The sequence below is a fragment of the Halovenus halobia genome (assembly GCF_051414135.1).
In the GTDB taxonomy this organism is placed as follows: Archaea; Halobacteriota; Halobacteria; order Halobacteriales; family Haloarculaceae; genus Halovenus; species Halovenus halobia.
Genome location: NZ_JBLKOA010000001.1, coordinates 828,771 through 852,366 on the forward strand (window position 1 = coordinate 828,771; position 23,596 = coordinate 852,366).

Annotated in this window: 28 protein-coding genes; 19 read left to right on the plus strand and 9 right to left on the minus strand. The window is 60.6% G+C overall.

The window, feature by feature from the left end:
- The first annotated feature begins 9 nt into the window (after positions 1–9).
- From ACMGFM_RS04540 to ACMGFM_RS04555, 4 genes are read left to right on the plus strand one after another with little or no spacing between them, the layout of a single operon-like run.
- Complete coding sequence (locus ACMGFM_RS04540) at positions 10–678, plus strand: hypothetical protein (RefSeq protein ID WP_436901254.1); 669 nt, start codon at positions 10–12, stop codon at positions 676–678.
- Positions 679–734: 56 nt separating this feature from the next.
- Positions 735–1,688, plus strand: a complete 954-nt coding sequence (locus ACMGFM_RS04545; RefSeq protein ID WP_436901255.1) for an alpha/beta fold hydrolase — start codon at positions 735–737, stop codon at positions 1,686–1,688.
- A 43-nt stretch (positions 1,689–1,731) separates the two neighbouring features.
- A complete protein-coding gene (locus ACMGFM_RS04550; RefSeq protein ID WP_436901256.1) occupies positions 1,732–3,051 on the plus strand; it encodes a M48 family metallopeptidase in 1,320 nt (439 codons plus the stop codon).
- 42 nt (positions 3,052–3,093) lie between these two features.
- The gene (locus ACMGFM_RS04555; protein WP_436901257.1) at positions 3,094–4,134 is read left to right on the plus strand and encodes an NAD(P)-dependent alcohol dehydrogenase; all 1,041 of its coding nucleotides are present in this window, start codon (positions 3,094–3,096) and stop codon (positions 4,132–4,134) included.
- Here the strand turns inward: ACMGFM_RS04555 and epsC are convergent.
- Entirely contained in the window at positions 4,131–5,003 is an 873-nt protein-coding gene (gene epsC / locus ACMGFM_RS04560) for a serine O-acetyltransferase EpsC (RefSeq protein ID WP_436901258.1), read from the minus strand. The two genes, ACMGFM_RS04555 and epsC, sit on opposite strands and share 4 nt — an antisense overlap.
- A 228-nt stretch (positions 5,004–5,231) precedes the next feature.
- Positions 5,232–6,044 carry a carbon-nitrogen family hydrolase gene (locus ACMGFM_RS04565; protein ID WP_436901259.1) on the minus strand — a complete coding sequence of 271 codons (813 nt, stop codon included), beginning with the start codon at positions 6,042–6,044 and terminating at the stop codon, positions 5,232–5,234.
- An 81-nt stretch (positions 6,045–6,125) separates the two neighbouring features.
- Between ACMGFM_RS04565 and ACMGFM_RS04570 the strand changes: the two genes are divergently transcribed.
- From ACMGFM_RS04570 to ACMGFM_RS04610, 9 genes are all read left to right on the plus strand, one after another.
- Positions 6,126–6,527, plus strand: a complete 402-nt coding sequence (locus ACMGFM_RS04570) for a DUF7988 family protein (RefSeq protein ID WP_436901260.1) — start codon at positions 6,126–6,128, stop codon at positions 6,525–6,527.
- A 48-nt stretch (positions 6,528–6,575) separates the two neighbouring features.
- The gene (locus ACMGFM_RS04575; protein ID WP_436901261.1) at positions 6,576–7,490 is read left to right on the plus strand and encodes a DMT family transporter; all 915 of its coding nucleotides are present in this window, start codon (positions 6,576–6,578) and stop codon (positions 7,488–7,490) included.
- 40 nt (positions 7,491–7,530) lie between these two features.
- Entirely contained in the window at positions 7,531–7,947 is a 417-nt protein-coding gene (locus ACMGFM_RS04580) for a DUF5810 domain-containing protein (RefSeq protein ID WP_436901262.1), read from the plus strand.
- A gap of 23 nt (positions 7,948–7,970) precedes the next feature.
- Positions 7,971–8,390, plus strand: coding sequence for a DUF5809 family protein (locus ACMGFM_RS04585; protein WP_436901263.1), 420 nt, complete (start codon positions 7,971–7,973; stop codon positions 8,388–8,390).
- Positions 8,387–8,932 (plus strand): NUDIX hydrolase, encoded by a 546-nt coding sequence (locus ACMGFM_RS04590; protein ID WP_436901264.1) that lies wholly within the window; start codon positions 8,387–8,389, stop codon positions 8,930–8,932. Before ACMGFM_RS04585 ends, ACMGFM_RS04590 begins: the two co-directional genes overlap by 4 nt.
- A 52-nt stretch (positions 8,933–8,984) precedes the next feature.
- Complete coding sequence (locus tag ACMGFM_RS04595) at positions 8,985–9,335, plus strand: rhodanese-like domain-containing protein (protein WP_436901265.1); 351 nt, start codon at positions 8,985–8,987, stop codon at positions 9,333–9,335.
- A 333-nt stretch (positions 9,336–9,668) separates the two neighbouring features.
- Complete coding sequence (locus tag ACMGFM_RS04600) at positions 9,669–11,036, plus strand: NAD-dependent succinate-semialdehyde dehydrogenase (protein WP_436901266.1); 1,368 nt, start codon at positions 9,669–9,671, stop codon at positions 11,034–11,036.
- Positions 11,037–11,111: 75 nt separating this feature from the next.
- A complete protein-coding gene (locus tag ACMGFM_RS04605) occupies positions 11,112–13,319 on the plus strand; it encodes a heterodisulfide reductase-related iron-sulfur binding cluster (RefSeq protein WP_436901267.1) in 2,208 nt (735 codons plus the stop codon).
- Positions 13,320–13,391: 72 nt separating this feature from the next.
- Positions 13,392–14,390, plus strand: coding sequence for a PhoU domain-containing protein (locus ACMGFM_RS04610; RefSeq protein ID WP_436901268.1), 999 nt, complete (start codon positions 13,392–13,394; stop codon positions 14,388–14,390).
- Here the strand turns inward: ACMGFM_RS04610 and ACMGFM_RS04615 are convergent.
- Entirely contained in the window at positions 14,387–14,758 is a 372-nt protein-coding gene (locus tag ACMGFM_RS04615; RefSeq protein WP_436901269.1) for a 30S ribosomal protein S8e, read from the minus strand. The genes ACMGFM_RS04610 and ACMGFM_RS04615 overlap by 4 nt on opposite strands.
- Before the next feature lie 93 nt (positions 14,759–14,851).
- Here ACMGFM_RS04615 and ACMGFM_RS04620 point away from each other — a divergent pair, with 93 nt between their 5' ends.
- Genes ACMGFM_RS04620 through pyrF form a run of 3 tightly spaced genes read left to right on the plus strand, consistent with a single transcriptional unit; the run spans position 14,852 to position 16,483 of the window.
- Positions 14,852–15,292: a DUF2240 family protein gene (locus ACMGFM_RS04620; RefSeq protein ID WP_436901270.1), complete on the plus strand. Its 441-nt coding sequence runs from the start codon at positions 14,852–14,854 to the stop codon at positions 15,290–15,292.
- Position 15,293: 1 nt separating this feature from the next.
- The gene (locus ACMGFM_RS04625) at positions 15,294–15,647 is read left to right on the plus strand and encodes a DUF7993 family protein (protein WP_436901271.1); all 354 of its coding nucleotides are present in this window, start codon (positions 15,294–15,296) and stop codon (positions 15,645–15,647) included.
- Between the two features lie 32 nt (positions 15,648–15,679).
- A complete protein-coding gene (gene pyrF / locus ACMGFM_RS04630) occupies positions 15,680–16,483 on the plus strand; it encodes an orotidine-5'-phosphate decarboxylase (protein WP_436901272.1) in 804 nt (267 codons plus the stop codon).
- Here the strand turns inward: pyrF and ACMGFM_RS04635 are convergent.
- Positions 16,480–16,680: a hypothetical protein gene (locus ACMGFM_RS04635; protein WP_436901273.1), complete on the minus strand. Its 201-nt coding sequence runs from the start codon at positions 16,678–16,680 to the stop codon at positions 16,480–16,482. The two genes, pyrF and ACMGFM_RS04635, sit on opposite strands and share 4 nt — an antisense overlap.
- A 96-nt stretch (positions 16,681–16,776) precedes the next feature.
- Here ACMGFM_RS04635 and ACMGFM_RS04640 point away from each other — a divergent pair, with 96 nt between their 5' ends.
- Complete coding sequence (locus ACMGFM_RS04640) at positions 16,777–17,565, plus strand: enoyl-CoA hydratase/isomerase family protein (RefSeq protein WP_436901274.1); 789 nt, start codon at positions 16,777–16,779, stop codon at positions 17,563–17,565.
- Here ACMGFM_RS04640 and ACMGFM_RS04645 read toward each other — a convergent pair whose 3' ends face one another.
- From ACMGFM_RS04645 to ACMGFM_RS04655, 3 genes are all read right to left on the minus strand, one after another.
- Positions 17,566–18,153, minus strand: coding sequence for a DUF7978 family protein (locus tag ACMGFM_RS04645; protein WP_436901275.1), 588 nt, complete (start codon positions 18,151–18,153; stop codon positions 17,566–17,568).
- A 54-nt stretch (positions 18,154–18,207) separates the two neighbouring features.
- A complete protein-coding gene (locus tag ACMGFM_RS04650) occupies positions 18,208–18,486 on the minus strand; it encodes a UPF0058 family protein (RefSeq protein ID WP_436901276.1) in 279 nt (92 codons plus the stop codon).
- A 101-nt stretch (positions 18,487–18,587) separates the two neighbouring features.
- Positions 18,588–18,809, minus strand: a complete 222-nt coding sequence (locus ACMGFM_RS04655) for a DUF7120 family protein (protein ID WP_436901277.1) — start codon at positions 18,807–18,809, stop codon at positions 18,588–18,590.
- Between the two features lie 218 nt (positions 18,810–19,027).
- On the opposite strand from ACMGFM_RS04655, the gene ACMGFM_RS04660 reads away from it, so the two are divergent.
- The gene (locus ACMGFM_RS04660) at positions 19,028–20,359 is read left to right on the plus strand and encodes an isochorismate synthase (RefSeq protein WP_436901278.1); all 1,332 of its coding nucleotides are present in this window, start codon (positions 19,028–19,030) and stop codon (positions 20,357–20,359) included.
- Positions 20,356–22,104 carry a 2-succinyl-5-enolpyruvyl-6-hydroxy-3-cyclohexene-1-carboxylic-acid synthase gene (gene menD, locus ACMGFM_RS04665; RefSeq protein ID WP_436901279.1) on the plus strand — a complete coding sequence of 583 codons (1,749 nt, stop codon included), beginning with the start codon at positions 20,356–20,358 and terminating at the stop codon, positions 22,102–22,104. Before ACMGFM_RS04660 ends, menD begins: the two co-directional genes overlap by 4 nt.
- Here the strand turns inward: menD and ACMGFM_RS04670 are convergent.
- Together ACMGFM_RS04670 and ACMGFM_RS04675 are read right to left on the minus strand one after the other, a co-directional pair.
- Positions 22,101–22,991 (minus strand): DnaJ domain-containing protein, encoded by an 891-nt coding sequence (locus tag ACMGFM_RS04670; RefSeq protein ID WP_436901280.1) that lies wholly within the window; start codon positions 22,989–22,991, stop codon positions 22,101–22,103. The two genes, menD and ACMGFM_RS04670, sit on opposite strands and share 4 nt — an antisense overlap.
- Before the next feature lie 40 nt (positions 22,992–23,031).
- Positions 23,032–23,388 carry a DUF5795 family protein gene (locus ACMGFM_RS04675; RefSeq protein ID WP_436901281.1) on the minus strand — a complete coding sequence of 119 codons (357 nt, stop codon included), beginning with the start codon at positions 23,386–23,388 and terminating at the stop codon, positions 23,032–23,034.
- Between the last annotated feature and the right edge of the window lie 208 nt (positions 23,389–23,596).

The following is a 23,596-nucleotide window of genomic DNA, read 5'->3' on the forward strand; positions in this document are numbered from 1 at the left end:
TCCGTCTCAATGATGGACGACTGGCGTCGGGTGACTGGGACGCAGTTTCTGCAGGCAATCTGGACGATTCTGGCACTGGCTGTCGGTGCCGCGACACAGCTCCTCCAGCCAGTGGTGGGTGGACTGCTGCGTGCCGACGTGTTTCTGCTCCTGAGTGGCGGCTGGATTGCTGGGCTGGTATTAATCGCACTTTCGGACCGGCGGAACTGGAACCGGATGGTCGCAGAATCGTCGTTTCAACCGAATACGGGAACGACGCTTGCTGACCTCGAAACCATCAAAGAGGGCCGGTCAGTGACGGTCCACACGCAAATTCCCAATATCGTCTCACAGACACACATGACGATTCGAACTCCTGTCGAGGGGGTCGGTGCCTCCTTTACCGTGCAACTCAAATACGTTGGGTCGGGCGGGACGGAGAAGAGAGTTCAGACCGGCAACGACGCCCTCGACGAGGCGTTTGTCGTCCGCGGCTCTGCCGATAATGTCAAACAGCTTCTCTCGCCTGAGATACAGGCGACGCTGATGGATGTCGACACCGTGGGGACGTTCACGGTCACCGGTAGCAAAGTCGAGTGTGAGATACCGTTCACCCGGCTCGAACCGGCCGAACTTGAGCGACTCGCGACGACGACGGTCGAACTGGCCCAGCGCGTCGAGGACCTCGCGGCGGCGTAGCCGAGTCGGTTGCGGAGATGACTACTTATATAATCGCGCCGCGGTAACATCGGAGTATGAAACTCCGAAACGTTTTGCTCGGCGCGGCGAGTGCTGTTGGTGCGACTGCACTGGCGAACAGGTGGCTGTCGTCGGGTGCAGAGGAGTTCGAGCCCTATCTCGACGGCGACCAGGGGACCTATCGCTGGCGCGGATTCGGGATTAGTTACACCGAACTCGGTGACCCGACCAACGATGACCTGCTCTTGTTGCACGGGACCAACGCAGCAGCGTCGAGCCACGAATACCACACTGTCGTCGACGACCTGGCCGAGGAGTACCACGTCATCGTCCCGGACCTGCCGGGCTACGGCCACTCTGACCGGCCGCCGCTTCTGTACTCGGCGTCGCTGTACGAAGCGTTCGTGGAGGACATCATCGAGGACCTGACTGACAATCCAATCGTGGTTGCCTCCTCGTTGACGAACTCGTATGCGGCCGCTGCCGTCCAGAACGTCTCCGTCTCGCGGCTGGTCTGCGTCTGTCCAACTGACACCTCGATGGGAAGTCGGAAGGTCTGGCTGCGCGCACTCCTGCGCTCGCCAGTGCTCGGAACGGGGCTATACAACCTCATCGTCAGCAAACCGTCGCTACGGTACTTCAACGCCGACCACGGCTACTACGACCCGGAGAACATCACCGACGAAATCATCGACTACGAGTGGCTCACCAGCCACCAGCCCGGTGCCCGGTTCGCACCCGCGTCGTTCGTCAGTGGCTTCCTCAATCCCGAAGGCTCGCTCGAAGAACACCTCTCGAACGTCGACATTCCGATAACGTTCATCTGGGGCCGCAACGCGAGTGTAACGCCACTCGAGGAGGGTCGGGAACTCGCCGAACACGTCGACGCAGGACTGGTCGTGTTCGACCAAGCCCAACTGCTGCCCCACGTCGAACATCCTGAGCAGTTCGTCGACGTGATTCGTGGCGACGTCACGGACGCGACCCAGGAGTGGGCCGAACAGGCCTGAGAGCGGCGGTCGGACTTTTGTACACGGCAATCATAGACGGAGTATGGCTCGCTCTCAGGAGCGCGTGCGGCCGGCCGGTCACTGGGAGCTCGCAGTGCTGATGGCCCTGACCGGGGGTGCAATTCTCGCTTGTTATCTTGCCGTCGTTGTCGCGCTATACCCACTGGTGGGCGTCGTCTCGCTTCCGCTCTATCTCGGCGTCGCTATCGCAGCCGCGGTGGCAGCCAGTCTCGCGACGACGAGCTACCAGCTTGCCAGCGTCCGCCGTAATACCCACCAGATCACCCCCGACAGCGACCCGCGCCTGCACGAGACTGTCGAGTCAATGAGCGAGAAACTCGGAATTGCACCACCGGAGCTGTACCTCGTCGACGCGGATGAGCCAAACGCCCGCGCCATCGGCACGCGCTGGAGCGGGGCCATCGTCTTCAACTCCGGGCTCTACGAGCGACTCAGCGAGGCAGAACTCGACGCCATCGTCGGCTACGAACTCTCACATCTCTACTACTGCGACTCGCTGGTGACCGTGGCCTCGGCTTACGTGGAGTGGTTCGTCCGCCGACTCGCGGCCATGGTCGCAGTATTCGTAAATCTGGTTGCCTTCGTGATTATCGCACTCGTAGGAACACTTACTCGGAGCACCGAATCCCGAAAGCAGGCCGGACGACGCGCTCGTATCAACAGGCTCGTTGGGCAGGTCTGTGTCGGCGCGGCGGGACTGGTCGTGTTGTTGCCGCGAAACGCGCTCTCGCGGTACCGCGAGTTCGTCGCGGACCGGACGGCCGCAGCGTTGTTGGGGGACCCGGAACCGATGGTCGGCGCACTCAAAGCGCTGGACACGCACGCTGGGCCAACAGGTCAGGGGGCACTCGACCCGGTGAACGCTGTCGAAACACGACTCCGCGTGCTCTACGCTACTCATCCATCGATTGACCGCCGAATCGACGTGCTCCGGAGTGACGGGCACGCAGCGCCCACCCCGACCGACCCCGGCCCTATTCTCGGTACTGGCACCCGGTTCGGACTGACTGTCGCGCCAGCACTGGTTGTGGCTGGATACGTGGGGGTGCTCGGCTACGCGATGGAGTGGGTCTCAGTCACCGCAGCCTCGCAACTCCTGTCGGCTGTCATCGCTGTCGGGAGCGGAGCAGTTATTCTGGTCGCCATCTGTGCGTTCGTCTGGGCGATGGTTTTCGGGGCTGGGGGACAGTTGTCCTACGGACTCCTTACTGTCTGCGGGACAGCAGCAGCCGGTACCGCAGCGGTAGCCGGGCAGCCAGTCCTCGTCGTGGTCGCTGCCACGCCAGCCGCTGCTGTCGCCGTGGCGCATCTGCTCAGGGTCGGCAGCGCACGGGCAGGATGAGTGGAGCGTAATTTTATGAGACTGCCAGCCGACCATCAGCCCATGCGCGCAGCACGCTTACACGAGTACACGACGGAGATGTCGAACGCGCTGTCAATCGACGAGATAGATGCGCCGCAAGCCACTGCCAGCGACGGCGTTGTCATCGACATCGACGGAGCAGGCTGGTGCCAGACCGACAACCACGTCATTGAGGGCCAATGGACCGACTACGTTCCACAAACCTTGCCGATGACACTCGGTCACGAGAACGCCGGAACCGTCGTCGAGACTGGGGAAGAGCTGAGTCTGGTCGAGGAGGGCGACCAGGTAATCTGTCACCCGGTGCAGACCTGTGGCACCTGCCGGCCCTGCAGACAGGGGGAGACGATGTACTGCGAGAACGCCGCGTTCAACGGATTGACAACTGACGGCGGCTTTGCTGACCAACTGCTAACCAGCGAGCGCGCGGTGATTCCGCTGCCAGACGGCACTGACCCAGCCGAAATTGCACCGCACGCCGACGCCGGAATTACGGCCTACCACGCCGCGAAGAAGGCCGTCGACGACCTCAATCCCGGCGACACCGCTGTCGTCATCGGCGTTGGTGGCCTCGGACACATTGGTCTGCAGTGTCTCGACGCGATGAGCGCGGCCCAGATTGTCGCCCTCGACCTCAAGGAGTCGGCCCGCAATCTGGCGAGTGACCTCGGCGCCAGTTACACCCTTGACCCAGCGAACGAGGACGTGCCCGCCGAGATTGCAGCCATCACGGACGACCGCGGCGCGGCACAAGTGCTCGACTTTGTCGGTGCCGACGAGACGACTGCGCTGGCGCCGGACATCACCGCCGCTGGCGGCGACCACCACATCATCGGCTACGGAGGGCACGTCCACGAACCCGCGCAAGCGCTGGTCGACGGTGAATTTTCTTTCGTGGGTAACATCGTTGGTCGCCACGCGGAGTTACAGGAGTTGGTCGCACTTGTCGACGACGGCTACGTGGACCTACACACAACTCGATACGGACTGGACGAAATCAACGAAGTTGCAGAAAAACTCGAACACGGCGAAATCGACGGTCGCGCCGTGATTACGCCCTAGTTCGGCGGCGACTCGATTTCCTTTCGTTCCTGTTTGGGATGTTCGGAGACGTAGACCTTCGTGTGGCTGTCGATATCCTCAGTCACCCAGGAGTTCGCCCCGATACTCACGTGGTCGCCGATCGAGATAGCGCCGAGGACCTTGCTGCCGGCCCCGATAACCACGTTGCTCCCGATGTCGGGATGACGTTTGTAGCCCTTTTTGAGTGTGTGCTCGTCGTCTTCTTCCTGCTCGAAGTGCAGGGCTCCGAGCGTCACGTCTTGATAGATGCGAACCCAGTCGCCGATGGTCACTGTCTCGCCGATAACGACACCAGTTCCGTGGTCGATGAAGAAGTGGCGGCCGATTTCTGCGCCGGGATGGATGTCGATTCCGCTCTCAGTCTTGGCGGCCTCGGTGAGTTCGCGTGCGTAGACATCGCCGCCGTGCTCGTAGAGTTCGTGCGCAACACGCTGGACCATAATCGCGTGAAATCCGGGATACGCTCTGACAACCTCGACGTAACTTTTCGCCGCCGGATCTCCTTTGTAGGCAGCTTCGATATCTTCAATCAACCGTTCGCGGACCGCCGGGAGTTCGTCGATGACCGCGGTAATCATCTGGCTGGGGTAGTTGACGTACGGACAGAGCCCCCGGTAGAATAGCTGGCCAAGTTCGTCGAGACGCTCCTCTACGGCGGCCTCGTCGCCGAGCAGGTCCTTCGCGTTCCAGCACCGCGGGAAGAACAGGCGCTTGAGGAGGTCGACCTCCTCGCACTGGTGGCGCCGTTGCGGGAAGTCGGGGCAGTTCCGTGTCGGGAACTCGTCGCCGTCGGTCTCGTAGGAATCGACGAGTGCAGCGGCGGCGTCGCCAGTGTAGTCGTACTCCATATTACTCCTTGCTCGGGGAACGATTTAGGAATTCCGTCAAAGTGGCGGTGGCGGATGGAGATGGAGAGAGAACGCGGCTGTCCGGACAGCCACGATCCGTCCCGCGGCGGCCGAGAGTGGTGCGAGGCCGAGAGAGCCCTGGTACCGGTCCTGACGTGAAAAGCGTCTGTACCGGCAACCGCACGTTATGAGTGAATGCACATAAATCTCCCGCCACGTTCCGGACTGTTAGCGGGAAGACCGGTCTGCGAGCGCCGGAAACTCTGCCCGACGTCGGTCGACTTCCGATGGTTCGATATCGGCGACGACCAGCTGCTCGTGTTCGCCGGCACTCGCCACCGGCGTCCCCCACGGGTCGTACACCGCCGACCGGCCGAGCAGCGTTGCGTCCTCGAACTCCCCAATGCCGTTGACGGCACCAACGTACAGCAGGTTCTCGACCGCACGCGTTCGCGGGAGCAACTGCCAGTGTTCGACGCGAGGATACGGCCACGCACTCGGGACGAGCACCAGCGTCGCACCGGAATCGACCAGCGTTCGGTACAGTTCTGGAAACCGCAGGTCGTAACAGGTCGTCATGCCGATGGTGAAACCGAGGTCATCGACCGTTGTAACCGACTCTCCGGCCGTGAGCAGGTCCTGCTCGGCAGACTCGTAGCCAAAGAGATGGCGTTTTCGATAGACTCCGCGGCGTGTCCCCGAATCGTCGATGTAGACTGACGTGTTAGCATAGCCCGCCGAGTCAGGTGTCTCGAATCCACGCTCTGCAGAGGCCGCGAGGTCCTCGACGAACGAGCCCGCGCAGATGGCGATTTCTCGGTCAGCGGCAAGCTCCTGTAATTCTGTGATAGTCTCGCCGTCGAGTGGTTCGGCTTTCCGTGAGTAACTATCGAACGCGAAGTAGCCCACGTTGAATATCTCCGGGAGCGTAACGAGGTCACAGTCGCGGTCGGCAGCCTCGCGAATCAGCTCCTGAGCACGAGCCCGATTCTTGGTGGGCTTTGCACCCTCAATCTCGAACTGTGCGAGTGCGAGTTTCACAGCCCGATGCTTGCGGCCCAGCGTAATGAATCCGCGGTCGCGTCCGAAGCACTCTCCTACCAGTCGCACTGGTATTGGGGTGTGCCCTCAGCTCGTGCGACCCTGTTGGCCGACCACCAACAGACAATCGAGGCGGTAGTTGACGCAGCGCGTGCTATCGCGAACGCTCACGGCCCGTTCACCGAGCCGCACTTCCTCCGTCGAGTCGTCACTGAACAGCTACAGAGCCACGAGTTACTGGAGCCACTGCTCGCGATGCTCACCACCGCCGCCGAGGCAGTAGGCGAGACGGTGCAGGGAGCGCCACTCCCAGCGCCACCGTATCTCAGCGTGACGAGTCGTGGCCCAGTCTGCCGGGGGACGCTGTCCGATGGTCGCCGAGTCGTTATCGAACTCGTCACGTTTGCCGTCGAGAGACAGCCCCGGCGGTACGTGTTTTGCGACCCCGACCCGGTGACTTGTCTCAGCGTCGAGTTCCGGTGACAGGGGTGAACCGTCAGGAACTTCAGCTAAACGGCCAGATACAGGAGTGTGTCACGAGTCCGGGACCCAGCACTGTTCTTTACGCTTGCCCTCTTCTGGGGGCTGTCGTTCCCGGTCATCACCGTTGGGCTCGAACACATCCCGCCGCTGCTGTTCGCGGCGTTGCGGTACGACGTCGCGGCAGTGCTGTTGTTGGGGTACGCTGTCCTGCAGACCGATAGCTGGCGACCGACCGGTCGTAACAACTACATCGCAATCGTCGGCGGTGGACTCTTTCTCGTCGCCGGCAACGGCTTCCTGTTCATCGGCCAGCAGACAGTCCCAAGCGGTGTCGCTGCCATCCTGCAGGCGCTGGTTCCGATTGCCACCGCGCTCTGGGCGCTGCTGTTGCTCGGTGAGCGACTCTCAGTGCCGGGTGCCGTTGGCGTCGCTATCGGGTTCGTTGGTATCTCGCTGGTTGTTCAGCCCGACCCGTCGAATCTGCTTGGTGACGAAACACTCGGACGACTTCTCATCGTTGGACAGGTAGTCAGCGTCGCACTCGGTGGCGTGATTGTGCAGCGAGCACAGCCGGATATCGACCGCGTCCCGCTGACTGGCTGGTCGATGTTGCTGGGTGCCGTTGTCCTCCACGTCGCCAGTCTAGGCATCGGAGAGCTCCCCGGCGCACAGGCGGTTGTGCCAACTGCCATCGCTGCCGTCCTCTATCTCGGCGTCTTCTCGACTGCCATCGCCTTCTACATCTACTTCTCCATCATCGAGATTCACGGTGCATTTGAAGTCTCACTGGTGACCTATCTGGTCCCGATTGTCGCGACGCTGGTCGGCGTGTTCGTCCTCGAAGAGACGATTAGCCTGCTCACGTTCGTCGGATTTGGACTCGTTGCGGTCGGGTTCGTCTTCCTCAAGCGAGACGCGTTGGCTGACGCGCTGGAGGAAGCACCGGTTGCGGTCGGTCCCTGAAGTCACACAACCTTTCACGCGTGGGACCGAATCCAGTTGTATGGGATATAGCTGTCCGGTCTGCTCGGACCCACAGGCCGACGGGGTACATCTCGCCAATCATCTCGCAATCACCGCCTTGACCCGTGGAGGCGACCACGAAGAGTTCCTTGAGGAGTCTGTTCCCGGCTGGCAGGAACTGAGCGAGGAAGAACTTGCCGCGGAGCTAATTGAAGACGCAACTGAAGCCGACTATCCGCAGGTGTTCGAGGATACGACGACCGACCACGAGCACAGTCAGGACCACGACCACCAGCGTAGCGGCGCGGATTCGATTCCGTTCGAGACCGATATGCCGGACGAGGACGAGGAGACGGCAGACGTACTGGAAGAGGCAATGGAGCTGACCCAACAGCGTCACCAGAACGCGGGGGGCGAGGAGGGGAACGACGAGACTGACGAACCCGAAACCGAATAGTGGCGGCCGGTCGAAACCAGCGTATGGACACCGAGGGAACACTCAGACCCGAGACGGCCGCAGACGCTCAGGCCGAGTACGCCGCGCTCGAATCGACAGCGTCTGAGGTAGTTCGGGCAGTCACGAAGGCGATGGCGTTTGACGGCGACGAGTACGACGAACGTGTGACCGACGATGTTTTCGAAACCGCACAGGACGCTCTCTTTGCGTCACAATTGGCAGTCAGCGTCGGCACACGCGAGGAGTTCGAGCAGTGGCGTGAGGAGACAGGCTACGACGTGACCAAAGTCGGGAGTGACAACGTCGAGAACGTTGCGTGGCACGGCGCACCGGCCGCCGACGGCGCTGTCGCTGCGACCTTTCAGAACGAACCCGAGGCGGCCGTCCAGACCCTGCGACGACAGGCGTTCGGACAGCTTTACCGGGAGATAGTGAAACAATGACTGGACCGTACGAAGACCACGACTGGCCCGTTATCGAATCGAACACCGAGTACGAGACGGGCTGGTACGACGGGGGCTACGACCTCGTCGAACAGCCAGACGGCACGACCAAGCAGTACTACTGGGCCGCGCTGGACCCGGCCGTTGTCATCGTCGCCAAGAGTGGCGACGAACTGGTCATGGTCGAACAGTATCGGCCAGCAATTGGCGAGCACTGTCTCGAACTACCCGCCGGTATCGTCGAGGACGGCGAGTCGTTCACGACTGCAGGGGCACGCGAACTGCGGGAGGAGACTGGCTTCGACCCCTCGGGTATCTCGCTGGTCGAGGATTTCTGGTGTGCAACAGGTGTGCTCAGACACCGTCGTGGCATCGTCTTCGCCGAAGGACTGGAACCGGTCGAAGTCAACCACGACTCGAACGAGTTTCTCTCGACGACAACGGTTCCAATCGACGAGGCGCTGGCCCGAGCACGGGAGGCCCCAGCAAACGACGCGACCATCGAGGGCATCCTGCTCGCACAGGCCGACGGTCTGCTCTGAGTGGGTTTCAACAATCGTCAGGCGTATATTTTGGACTGCCCGATAGAGGGTCATGGACGGCGAAATCTCTGGCCCAGAGCTGCAGACTGCACTCGACAGCGACGAGAAGCCGCTGATTGTCGACATCCGGAACGCACGACAGTTCGAGCGCTCACACATCCCCAGCAGCGTTAATATTCCACTCGCAGAGTTACCACAACGAGTAGAGACACTCCGAGACGCTGACCACGTTGTAACAGTTTGCCCCCACGGACAGGCGAGTGTCAAGGCTGCTCGCCTGATTACCTCCTTCGAGGGATTCAATGGAACAGTCGAGAGCCTGAGCTGTGGGATCACGGGCTGGGAGGGAGCAACCGAAGGCGACGAAATGGACGCTGAAGAGTCTGCTGACGCGCCGTTTTAGTTGTGAGAGTTGGTGGCTCGGGAAAAGCTCTCATCACAAGGGGCTGAGCGGGGGTAACGTCTCGTCATCGCCACCATCGGTAGGGAGGTACCCCGCCCTGAAAAACCCAGTTATGCTCGTCGATGCGGTCCAGAGTGGCTACGGACGGACCGGCGGGATGTTCACCGGAAGCACTTCGACGTGGTGCCAGATATTATGTCGCAGGCAAAAGGAATTGCAAACGGAATGGCACTCGGCGCATTCAACGCCTCGTCAGGGGTTGAAGACGCCCTCTACGACGCGCTGACGGAGGTGCAGGCGTGACCTACGAACACCACGGAGAAAGTTCGCAGAATGACATTTGAAACGACAGACCCAGCAACCGGCTCGCGTATCGCTACCTACGAACCAGACGACAGCACAGAGGTTGAGGACGCTCTTGCGGACGCTACTGCGACCTTCGAGTCCTGGCAGGACCAACCAATCGAAGCCAGGCAGGAACTGGCAGCAGAGCTTGGTGAGATTCTGCGTGCGCGTACGGACAAGTACGCGAATCTGATGGCCGAGGAGATGGGCAAGCCTGTCGACCAGGGTGTCGGAGAGGTCGAAAAGTGCGCCTGGCTGTGTGACCATTACGCCGAGCGCGCGGCCGAGTACCTCCAGAATGAACGGATCGGAACAGAACCAGACGCCGAGACCTACGTCGCTTACGAGCCACTCGGGCCAGTGCTCGCCGTCATGCCCTGGAACTACCCCTTCTGGCAGGTCCTTCGGTTTGCTGTTCCTACGCTGACCGCCGGCAACACTGCGGTGTTGAAACACTCGCCGACGGTGTTTGGCTGTGCCGACGCCCTCGAAGAACTCTTTATCGAGGCTGGCTACCCAGCGGGCACTTTCCACTCACTGCAAGTGGAGGCTGAGCGTGTCGAGGACATCATCGCCGACGACCGAATCCGTGCTGTGACACTGACTGGCAGCACTCGTGCGGGGCGGGCAGTCGCCGAGACAGCCGGCCACCACATCAAAAAGACAGTGCTCGAACTCGGCGGCAGCGACCCATTTGTCGTACTCGACGACGCCAACCTCGACGCTGCAGTCGAGACGGCTGTCACCGCTCGAACCCAGAACAGTGGGCAATCCTGCATCGCAGCGAAGCGGCTGTTCGTTCACACAGACGTCTACGACGAGTTTCTCGACCGGTTTGTCGAGCAACTGTCGGGACTGACCGTCGGTGACCCGACTGACCCAGAGACCGACGTCGGGCCACAGGCTCGGGAAGACCTGCAACAGGGTCTCCACGAGCAGGTCCAGGCCAGTGTCGAGGCCGGTGCGACACTCGTTTGTGGCGGCCAACCACTCGACAGCGAGGGCTTTTACTACCCACCGACAGTGCTAACCGACGTTCCTGAATCCTGTCCAGCCCGGTCTGAGGAACTGTTCGGACCGGTCGCGACAGTGGTCGAGATTGAGGATGCGTCCGAAGCAGTTGCCCTCGCCAACGACACTGACTACGGACTGAGCGCGTCAGTGTGGACTGAGGACCGCGAGCGCGGGAAAACTGTTGCAGAACAGATCGATTCCGGGGCGGCCTTCGTCAACGAGATGTCGAAATCTGACCCCCGACTGCCGTTCGGTGGCGTCAAAGACTCCGGGTACGGTGCAGAGCTATCCCACCACGGCATCAAGGAGTTCACCAACGCGAAAACGTACTGGATACAGTAGCTACTGCTGGTCTTATTGGGCTGACGGCTACCGAACAACGCAAGGATTTTTATCTACGTACACAATCCACAAGGTATGAGATTGCCATTGGAAACCGGAGCCCCTACGAGAGAGGTTTACGAGCCACTCAGCACAAGTGTGGAAGTATACCTCTTCTATTTCCTGGCAGCAATCGCAGTTGGAGTGCTCGCCTTTGGCCTCTACCGTCGATTGCAGGGATATACTGACGGTCCTGACGACGAGTTCGACAGGTTAGATGACCTCTCTGGTCGAATTCGCGAGGCGACGAGCATCGCCTTCTCGAATAAAAAGCAGTTCGACCGTGACATCTACGCCGGTGTTATGCACTCGTTCATCATCTGGGGCTTTCTAACACTGTTTATCGCGACATCTATCCTCGCGCTTGACCTGTACTTCTTCAAGAAAGCGCTCGGCGCCTCCTTCTGGAAAGGGACGTTTTACGTCTCCTACCAGTTCGCAGTCGACGCGATGGGACTGTTGTTCGTGGTCGGCATTGGAATGGCGCTGTACCGCCGCTACTGGATTCGAAACGACCGGCTGTTCAGCCGCCACTCCTCGCTCGAAGACCATCTCTTCGTCTGGATTCTGTTCGCGCTCGGCATCGGTGGATTCCTGCTCGAAGGGATTCGGATTCTCGTCAACGACTACCCCTCCTTCGAGATCGTGAGCTTCGTCGGCTGGGCCATTGCGCTCAGTTTCGACGGTATATTCAGCCTAGTCGGCGTCTCGGAGGGCCAGACCGAGACCGTCGCGGCACAACTCCACTGGGGACTCTGGTGGAGTCACGCGCTGCTCTCGCTGTTTTTCATCGCCTGGGTGCCCTACGCGAAGGGGATGCACATGTTCTCCTCGTTCGCAAACGTCGTCGCACGCGACGAGAAGGCTGGCAAGCGACTCCCGAACATCCCGTCTGATCTGGACGCGACCAACGCCGAATCGATGGACGACTTCTCCTGGAAGGACCGACTCGACCAGGACGCCTGTACGAAGTGTGGCCGCTGTTCGTCGGTCTGTCCTGCGGGCGGCTCGGGGCGACCGCTCGACCCGAAGAACGTCATTCTCGATCTGAAAGAGTACCGCGAGAACCTCGCTGACGGCGGCGAAGAGGTGGATATCATCGCTGACGGTGGGGAATCGGTGATCAACGCGGAGACGATGGAGTCCTGTATGGCCTGTATGGCCTGCATGGACGCCTGTCCGGTCGAAATCGAGCACCTCAAGAGCTTCACGAAGATGAACCGCCAGCTCGTCGACCAAGGCGACGTCGACACCAACATTCAGGACGTCTTCCAGGACGTGATGCAGAACGGCAACACGTTCGGCAACAACCAGCGCAACCGCGGCAACTGGACCGAAGAACTCGACTTCGATGTCACCGACGCCCGCGAAGAGGAAGTCGAATACCTATGGTACGTCGGGGACTTCCCGAGTTACGACGAACGGAACAAGAAAGTTGCTCGCTCGCTTGCCAAACTGCTCAAGGAGAGTGGCGTGAGCTTCGGGATTCTCTTCGACGACGAGAAATACGACGGGAACGACATCCGCCGAATCGGCGAGGAGTTCCTCTTCATCGAACTCGCGGGCCACCACGTCGAGACGTGGGAGGACTGCGAGTTCGAGAAGCTGATCTGCACGGACCCACACTCCTACAACACGTTCAAAAACGAGTACCCAGAGGTCGACTTCGAGGAGTTCGCCGACGACCCGATGATGCCCTTCGAGTACGAAGAACAGTGGAACGAAGATGGCGACATCGACGTCCTGCACTGGACGCAGGCTGTCGAGGAACTCGTCGAGAACGGCGCACTGGACCTCGACGGGACCGAACTCGATTACACGGTCACCTACCACGACCCATGTCACCTCGGCCGGTTCAACGACGAGTACGAGGCACCGCGCGAACTCATCCGCGCGACAGGTGCCGAACTCCACGAGATGCCACGCAACCGCGCTGATTCGTACTGCTGCGGTGGCGGTGGTGGTGGCCTCTGGCTGGACAACGAACAGGACGAGAAACCAAGTGAAGAGCGCATTCGAGAAGCCCTCGAAGACACCGAGGCCGGCGACGCCGTCGAGAAGTTCGTCGTCGCCTGCCCAATGTGCATGACGATGTACGAGGACGGCCGCAAGACTGGCGACTACGAGGACGATATCGAAATCGTCGACGTGGCCGAACTACTCGTCGAGGCTGTCGAGGCCAACGGCGCCGAAATCAGCGCCGACACCGGCGAAGGTAGCGAAACGCCCGCCTCCGCAGACTGAAGCAACTCCCTTTTTGAAGCTGACTGATATATAGACCACGGAATTAATATAGTCTAGGTTGTAGAAATATATATGGAGACGCGGAAAGTTCAGGTGACAGGCGGGTCGACGTACACAGTATCATTACCGAAAGACTGGGCAACAGCCAACGACGTGAGTTCGGGGTCGAATGTCGAGTTCCACTCCGAAGAGGATCTGTTGTTGTTGACGCCACAGACCGACGAAGAGCGAACCAGAGGAACACTCGACATCTCAGACCTCACAGACGAGAACGAACTCACCCGGGCCGTAATGACGATGTACGTCAGCGGGTTCGACGTGATCAGCCTCGAAACGGACCAGATGACTGCCGAGCAGCGCCGGACTATCCGCGACGCGACGCAGGGTCTCGTCGGGCTGGAAGTGATCGAAGAAATGCCGGACAACATGGTGCTGCAGGACCTGCTGGATTCCTCTGAGCTCTCTATCGAGAACGCGGTGACGCGAATGCGGTTGGTCGCGCTGACGATGCTCGAAGACGCTGTCGAGGCGCTGATCACTGACGACGACCAGCTCGCCCACGACGTGATGGAGCGTGACGACGACGTTGACCGACTCTGGTATATGGTCTCGCGAGTGTTCCGGACCGTCCTCAGAAACCCGACAGCAGCGAACGAAATCGGCTTCGCACGCGAGACCTGTTTCGACTACCAGTCCAGTGCGCGCCAACTCGAACGAATTGCTGACCACGCGACGAAGATTGCCGAACTCGCGCTCGAACTCGGTGAGATTCCTGACTCGGCGGTCGAACCGCTACGACGACTCCACGAGGAGGCCGCGACGGTTCCCGACACCGCGATGGACGCACTGCTGGCCGGAGACTCCGAGGGAGCTGTCGAACTCGCGAGTGAAGCGCGCCAGCACATCGGCACTGTCGACGAGATGGTCCGCAACGTCGACCAAGAAATTCACGAGTACGACCCGCAGGTCGCCCAGATTCTCGGGCTGGTTATCGACTCGCTGTCACGGACCGCCGACTACGGGACGAACATTGCCGAGAGCGCACTGCAGAAGTCAGCGCCGCGTCCCTAGTCGAGCGAAACTGCGTTGACCTGTCCGTCCTGCCCTGGGCGGGAGGTCACACGCGCGTTGCCCTCGCTGGTCTCGATGACCGCACCACGGGTGATGATGTTTCGTCGCGCGTAGTTCGGGTCTGCTGGGTTCTCGACAACGTCGAGAATCTCCGCGGCGACGGTCCCGTCGTCGGTTGCGACCGTCGCGGTGTCGCTCGCGATGGCTCGAATCTTCGTCTGCGTCCCGCGGGCGTCGACGGCTTTGAGTTTCTGGTCGCCGACCGTTGTTTCGGTTGGCTGGTTTCCGAGTTCGTGCTTCCGGCGGTCACGTTTCGGGCGTCGTCGCCCGCCTGTTCGTTTGCGGAGAGAACGGCTTTGGTTTGACATACTTCATTACTGACGGAGGCGACACTTGAAGCTCTCGGAACGAATCGGCGCCTCCCGATAGATTTACCCCCGCAGGGGTCAGTCGTTGTGACGATGAGCCTCCGACGAGCCGTCGCCGTCCCGTTTCGCCAGCGCGGCGTTACTCGCATGACTGAAAGCGAGTTCGTCGTCGCACTCTCACTGGACCGGGACTGGTTCTCGCCGGACCAGGCCAAACGTGTCGTTACGGTCGGCGCGAGCGAGGGACTACTCGAACGCAGCAACGACGAGGTCGCCGTCGAATTCGACCCCGGAGAGGTCGAGATTCCAGACGGATTCGAGCCCACAGAGGAAATTCTCACCCAGCGGACGACCTTCGAGCGAGTTCTGCAAGCGGTCGTCGACAGCGGCGTCGAGAAACAGACGGCCGTCGCAGAAATCAATAAACTCCAGTCTGAACTGGCAATCACCATCGAAGCCGCGGCGATTCTGTACGGTCGCCGCCGAGGACTCGAACTGCCCGAACTGACTGAACGCGCCCGCAACGAACTCTAATATGGTCGAAGACACTGTCACCGACGGCAAACGGATCGCACAGCTACTGGCCTCGGAACTCACCGGTCTCGAAGCCAGACCACTCCACCGCGTCGCGGTCACCGACGCCGACAGCGACGCGATGCCAGCCGACAGCGGGACGCTCGCCTATCGAATTACTGTCGACGAGTCAGTATTTGCTGCTGTCCTGTTGTATCCCGAGTACATCCACGTCGAGTTCGAGTCAACCCTCGAAGAGACAGAACTCCCTGCGGAGTTGCAGACGGACGACCCGCAGGTCCTGACTGTAACCAACGGTGCCGAGGTCAAGCGTGCTGTCGACGTCATCCGGGCGGCAGTCAGACAGGATTGGTAAGGTTCATTTCGCCGGGGGACGGTGACCGGTGTATGTCCTTCTTCGAGCGATTGGGCGAGCGGATCTCTGACATCGACAGTGTCGTCTCGGTCGGACTGGACCCCGACCCAGCGAGACTGCCCGACAGTGTCGCGGACGCCGACCTCCCACGGTGGGCGTTCAACCGGCGAATTATCGACGCGACTCACGAGTACGCCGCCTGTTACAAACCAAACGCGGCGTTTTACGAGGACAGCGACGGCTGGCGCGCACTCCGCGAGACGGTAGCGTACGCACACGGAAAGGACGTCCCGGTGTTGCTCGACGCAAAGCGTGGCGATATCGGGAACACGGCCAGACAGTACGCGTCTGTACTCGATGACGTGGACGCGATCACAATCAATCCGTATCTCGGCGGCGACTCCGTCCAGCCGTTTCTGAATCGTGAGGACTGCGGAGTGTTCGTCCTCTGTCGAACCTCGAACCCGGGTGGTGCAGACCTGCAAGACCTCACACTCGACAGCGGCGAGACAGTCTACGAGCGCGTCGCCACGCTTGCTGACGCCTGGAACACCAACGACAATGTTGGACTCGTCGTCGGCGCAACGGCCCCGGAAGAACTCGAGGAGATCCGCGAGCAGGTTCCAGACCTCCCATTTCTCGTCCCCGGCGTGGGCGCACAGGGCGGCGACGAGGCTGCTGCGGTCGAACACGGACTGGTCGACGGTGTCGGGTTGGTAAACTCCTCACGAGGAATTATTTTCGCTGGTGAGGACCACGCCGACGGCAGCGATTACTTTGCTGCGGCTGGCCAGTCAGCGAAGCAACTCAGAAACGCCCTCAACCAACACCGCTAGAAGCGGTAGGTGTCGACGCCGTCAGGCAGGTTTTCCTGGCTGGTCTTTCCGTCCCCCTGTCCATGTTCAGCCGTACACTCGACACACTGCGCAACGGACTCTTCGTAGTGCCGTTCACAGACCAACTTCCCACACAGTCGACAGCTCTCGTCAGCCTCGGCGTCCGTACAAATCTGACAGAGCCCAGTAACGCTCATACGTACTCGTAGGGGAGTGACCCCTTTGAAGTTGGTGCCGGGTTCTGCGAGCGTTGCCATCGTACCGTTTATCCGGGTGGTTTACGAGTGTGAGGTATGGAGCACATTGACTACGAAGTCGTCGGCGACACGGCAACGATTACGATTCAGAATCCGGAGTTGCGTAACGCACTCACACTTGGCGTCGCAACAGAGATCAGCGAAGCAGTCGAACGTGTCGAAGACAGTGACGCTCGTTGTCTCGTCCTCCAGGGTGCAGACGGAAACTTCTGTGCGGGCGGCGACATCAAATCGATGGTCGAGAATCTCTCCACCGACCGAGGGATGGAAGAGTTGATCGAGGACTCGGCGCTGCCAGTCGAGCGGTCGGTCCAGAACGTCTACGAATGCTCGGTGCCGACAGTGGCAAAAGTCGACGGCTCCGCGTTCGGTGCCGGAGCGACGCTTGCGCTAGCCTGTGATATGGTTCTGGCGAGCGAGCGCGCCGAGATGAGCTTTGGCTTCCGACGAATTGGGCTCTCTATCGATTCGGGTACGTCCTACATGCTTCCCCGGGTCGTCGGCCAAAAGAAGGCGATGGACCTCGTGTATACCGGCGAACTGGTCGACGCTGACCGCGCCGAGGAACTCGGACTAGTCAGTCGAGTCTTCCCGACCGAAGAGTTCGAGGAGCAAAGCCAGGAACTCATCGAGAGTATCGCGACGGGACCGACAGTCGCGCTGAAACACTCGAAACGACTGCTCCAGAACGGTGCAGACCGGACGTTCGACGAGGCAATCGAAGCCGAAACCGACGGGCTGCGGTCCTGTTTCGAGAGCGAGGATTTCGCCACAGGTGTGCAGGCGTTCGTCAACAAGCAGACGCCGGAATTCGAGGGCGAGTAGTTACAGTTCGGTACTGATGATGCCGCCAATCGCGCCGAACACAGCCGGGTAGAGCAGGCCGACAAGCAACACACCCGGGACGAGCGCAGGGCTCTGGGTCACGGTGAACCCAAAGCCAGAGTTCTCGACCGAGAAGATGACCGTGCCGAGCAGCGCCGGCAGAACAGTGCCAACAGCGAGCGTGGCTCCAGCGATTGCACCGTCGCTCAACTCTCGTGCACCCGCGTAGTTTGCCACCGCTATGCCAGTACCGACCAACACGAGGATTGGAATCAGGTGATAGACCACTGCCGGAACGCTGACCGCGTTGACAGACTCGCTAAACAGTGTGCTGTCGGTCAAGTAGTTGAATGAGGAGGTACGACTTCCGCCGCCGGCCGTTGCTGTGACTTCGAGATTTGCGAACTGAGCGTTGTAATAAAGCCATCCAGCGGCTTCGACAAGATTCTCAGAGATGTCGTCGGACTCACCGAGCGCAACGACAACGAGCGTGACGATGTACCCGACGACAAACGATGCAAAGCCGAAGATAGCCCCCTCTTTGATTGGTGGGCCATCCATGCCGCGATTGCGCCCTAAGGATGACATTTCAACTGAAATATCGCGGCAGATGTATTTATGTCCGGCGAAGCGAGGACAGCGTTACAGTTTGCTCTCGGCGTCTTCGGCGAGTTCTTTCATTCGCTTGCCGACGCGGCCGGCGTCCGAGAACTCGTCTTCGCTCATCGCGTTCGCAAGGGCGTTGCCGAGGACGAACACTGCGTGTTTGTGCTCACTTTTGGACATATGCACGTCATCCGGAGTCACGTCGATTTCGTCGTAGGCCTGAAAGAGGGAGTCGTCGACGTGCTCGAGATTTTTGAAATAGTTCATGATGAGAACCATCTGTTCGTGCAGTTCGAGCAGTTCGTCTTTGTGCATACCCTTACTACGCTCAGGCTCTCATAAGTGTGTTTGGGAGCATAGAGGGTGGGAAAGTATTGGCTAGTGGTTATTCGAGCGAGGCACGGAGAAAGACGGAGTCAGAAGACGTACTCGTCGTCGTGACCCATCATCCCATCGTCTTCGTACCCGCCGGGCTGTTCCTCCTCGTCGTCAATCGGGCCGCTCGTCTTGTACGCTTTGAGTCCCGTTGACAACAGATCCTCGATCGCCTCCTCGCGGTTGAGAAATTCGCCCTGTTCCACGAGCTGGGCGATCTGCATCTCGGTATGTTCGGGAATAGTGATCTCTACCTTGGGCATCGCAACGTGGAGCCTTTCGACTGAGGGGTATTTAAGTCTGGCGGGGAATCTTCACCGCTTTACAAACTCAACCTTTTAGGATGCGAATAATTTTTCTGTATTCACGGTAGCGTCTGTCGTGGTCGTTGTTGGGGAGTGCCTTTCGGCTAGCGTTTGGTGTGACGGTCAGGTTGAATGAATAGTCAGCCTCAAGACTCGGGAGCCACTAGGAATAGTAGATGGAATCAACGGGCGACGAGCACGCGGCGCAGACGGGACGACCGGTCGCAGTTCGGAGCTGTCGAGTCGACGCAGCTTCACCCCGTGACCTTGTCTCGGCTCTGGAGTGCCCGCGGCTCGTGTGGGCAGACGGCTCGGAACGAATCGTCGCTGGCGGGGCGGCGGCGACGATTACCGCCGACGGCTCCGAGCGGTTCAGCACCGTACAACGTGAAGCCACAGCGCTACTGGCGAACGTCTCCGCAGACGCCGAACCTGCACGTCCACGGCTATACGGCGGGTTCGCATTCACTGACACACACACTGACCCCGGCGACGACAACCCGTGGGCTGGCTATCCCGGCGCGGAATTTGTCCTGCCAGCGGTCCAAGTCCTCGAGACCGCCGACGAAACCTGGCTGACGACGGCTGCTACAGGACCGGACAGCACACAGCGTGCCGAGGCACGCCTCAGACAGTACCAAGAGACACTAGTTGACTTGCCGACGGTCGAGCCGTCGAGCCCGCCCGGAATCACGGAACGCAGCTACGAGCCTCCGCGAGAGGACTGGCAACAGGAAATTGAAGAAGCAACCGCACGGATTCGGGACGGCCAGCTCAGCAAAGTCGTACTCGCGCAAGCACTGACCGCGACGCTCGCTGGACCCGTCGACCCCGCAGACGTACTGGGTCGGCTTGCCGAGTCGTACCCGGACTGTTTCCAGTTCCTGTTCGAGCCTGTCGGGGCTGGGAGTTTCTTCGGCGCAACGCCCGAACGACTGGTGTCAGTCGAGGGACCAACGTTCAAAACGGAAGCGCTGGCTGGCTCGATTGGTCGCGGCGAGACGACAGAGGAAGACGAGTGGCTGGCCAGCCAACTCCAAGAAAGTGACAAGAACACACACGAACACGAGATTGTCGTCGAAACAATTCACGACCAACTCGAGCCATTCACCAGCGATATTACGGCCGGCGCGCGACAAATTCGAAAGCTCGCAAACGTCCAGCACCTCCAGACGCCGATTCAGGGAACGCTGGACGATGAGTACCACGTGCTCGAACTGGTCGAGGCGCTGCACCCGACGCCTGCCGTTGGCGGTCTCCCCCCAGAGCAAGCACTGGAGACAATTCGCGAGACTGAGGTGTTCGACCGGGGGTGGTACGCCGCGCCGATTGGCTGGTTTGACGCCGACGGCAACGGCACGTTCTCGGTGGCGATCCGGTCTGCACTCGCCCGGGAGCGCAAGGCCACCCTGTTTGCTGGCGCGGGCATCGTCGCCGACAGCGACCCGGACGAAGAGTGGGACGAACTCCAGCTCAAGTACCGCCCGATTCTCGACGAACTCGTATGACTGCGCCCAACCGCAACACGCTGTGGGCCGAGATCCTGATCGAAGAACTGGTCGAGCAGGGCGTGGGTGCTGCCTGCGTCTCGCCGGGGAGTCGCTCGACGCCGCTGACTGTCGCCGCCGACAGCCATCCTGAATTGACCGTCTACTCACACCTCGACGAGCGGTCGAGTGCGTTTTTCGCGCTGGGTCGAAGCCGGCGGCGTGGTGAGCCGACGGCGCTACTCTGTACTTCCGGCACCGCGGCAGCAAACTACCACCCTGCGGTGATGGAGGCCAGTGAAAGCCGGGTTCCGCTGATTGCACTGACTGCCGACCGCCCACCGGAGCTACACGACAGCGGCGCGAACCAGACGACCGACCAGGTGAAACTGTTCGGTGACGCTGTTCGGTACTACCGGACGCTGCCCGAGCCAGAACCCGAAGCCAGAAAGCTTCGCTCGTTACGCGTCATCGCAGCCCGCGCAGTTGGTGAAGCGACAGGCTTGCCGCCCGGACCGGTTCACCTCGACGTGCCGTTCAGCAAACCGCTCGAACCAGTCGAGGTCGAGGGTGATGTTCCAGCCGACATCGAGGGGCGTGCACCACTCGGAGCAGGGGGACGCGACGGACCGTTCCTCCGCCAGAGCCGGGGACAACTCGAACCGCCGGAGCCAGCAATGGCGCGCTTGAGAGGAAGCGTCGAGGCTGCTGACCGGGGGCTAATCGTCTGTGGACCAGCGAACGCACCGACGCCGGAGCGGTCAGCGCTGGCCGACCTCGCGTCGGCAACTGGGTTTCCGGTGGTGGCCGACCCACTGTCGGGCCACCGCTTCGGCGACCACGTCGCGGAGACCCCGGTCTGTGGCGGCTACGACTCGTATCTCGATGGCGTTGACTGGCCTGGCCCGGAGGTCGTGTTGCGGTTCGGTGCGTCGCCCACGTCGAAAGTTCTGCGGAAGTATCTCCGAGACCACGCCGAGACGCAGGTGCTTGTCGACCCCGCTGGACAGGTTCGCGAGGCAGAGTTCACCGCGACAGAGCTGATTGCAGCGGACCCAACTGCGTTCGCCGAGAACCTCGCTACGAGGGTCGAACAGCCAGCTGAGTCCAGTTACTGTGAGCGCTTCGAGCAGACAGAGAAGCAGTACTGGGAGCGTGTCACGGCAGCCTGCGAGTCACAGTTTTTCGAGGGAGGTGTGTTGCACGCCGTCGCCGAGCGGTTGCCGGACCCCTCGACCTGCTTTGTCTCGAACAGCATGCCAGTCCGTGACCTCGACAGATTCGGCGCGCCCCGGACTGGCGAGATTTCGGTGCTGGGCAACAGGGGGGTTAGCGGTATCGATGGGATTGTCTCGTCGGCACTCGGTGCCGGAAGTGTGGCCGAGGAACCGCTCGTGCTCGTGCTCGGAGACCTGGCGTACTACCATGATATGAACGGACTGCTCGCACTCCGACGTTGCGGTGTCGACGCGACAATCGTGTTAGTCGACAACGACGGCGGCGGGATTTTCCACAAACTCCCAATCGAGCAGTTCGAGCCTCCGTTCACCGAGCAGTTCAAGACACCACACGGACTCGATTTCGAGCCGACAGGCGAGTTGTACGACTTTTCGTTCGAGCGCATAGAAGACAGAGCGGGATTTTGCGAGGCGTTCGAGGACTCAGTTGGCCGCGACGGCACACAATTGCTGTCGGTCGAGTTCGACAGCGAACAGAGTCATACAGTACGAGACCAACTCCACGACGAGATTTGCGCGCAGTTCTAAAACTGACGGCGACTCGGTCCGATAGCAATCCACGTGAGGACGGACAGTCCAAACGGGAACGCGACGGCAGCCATCGAGAGGACGCCGGTGATACTGAGGACCGGGACACCAATCACCCCGAACAGAATCACGGGCAGCAGTACGAGCCAGACGCCGAAGACGACCATTCCAACCTGCGGGACGCTCTGGAGGAAAGCAACGACGAGGATGATACACATCGCAACGATGAGGTTGGCGGCCGTCGGAAACGACCGAAACAGCGCCCCGAACAGGAGGACGGGGTAGATAACGAACGTCGTCCCGAGGAGGACAATCGCCCGCTGTGAGGTGACCAGTTCGCGCAGCGAGAACATCCCCGGTGAGTCGCCGACGGCGTAGGACTGGTCAGTATCCCACACCTGGTGGCGGTCGGTGGCTGTCCCGGAGCGCTGTTGGCGTGACGTGTCGTACCAGGTCGCCGAGTGACCCGCCTGGCCGCTGGCCCCTGTCGACTCTCTCTGCTGGCTGGTTCGTCTGCTATCCGTGTTCTCGGACTGGTGGCTGGTGCCTCCTGTTCCGCTGGCGGAGTTGTTCTCCGACGTAGCGCTGGCGTCTGTAGTCGTCGTGTTGTCCTGAGACTGCGTGGCGTCGTCGCGTTCGTCGGTAGTTGTGGTAGTGCCAGAGTGGCTGACATAGGCCTCGTGGCCAACGCGGTCGTACTTCGCTCGTTCCTCCTCGTCTGTAAGCACATCCTTGGCCTCGATGAGGCGTTTCGTCTGGTCAGACGCGGCCTCATCGTCGCTGACATCCGGATGTGTCTCCTTGATCCGCTCGCGGAAGGCCGATTTGATTGTCGAATCCGAGGCGTCTCGTGAGACGCCGAGACGCTCGTAATAATCCTCTGGCACAGACGTTGTATCTCTTTGAGAGGCGGGGTATAAAACGTGATTATCCGCGATCTGGGACGTCGTCGCCAACGACTGCGTCTACGACTTCGTCGCTGTCTGGGTCGATTAGCAGCCAGAGTTCGTCTGAGGAACTGCCCGATGCCCGCGCACGGAACTCCTCTGTTACGGATGTCGACGGCGTCCGCGTATCACTCGCCGTGAGCGGTTTCTCGACGCGGATGAGATACTCTTTCTCGCTGACGTCGACAGAGTCTTCGGAGCCGTCACGGTTCGAGGCGACGTAGCCGCAGTTCGGGCAGGCCCAGCCCGAGATTGACTGTTTGAGCTCAGTCACGTAGATGACTTGGAGGTTCGTCCCGCAGTCTGGGCAGTCTACGTCGGTCTCCTCGATCGTCATGCTCCCACCAAACGGCCCCAGCGCCCGCGATACTGTGCGTGTCCATACCTGTCGGTTGTGGCCTCACTCGAGTCAACATCGCCGTCGTCACCCATCATGTTCGGGCCACCTTGTGCCGGATTACTATCTGAGGGGAATCGTGAAAAGGTTTAAGACTGACAACTGTTAACACACAACTGAAGCCCTGGTGAGTAGGGCTTCCGGCGGG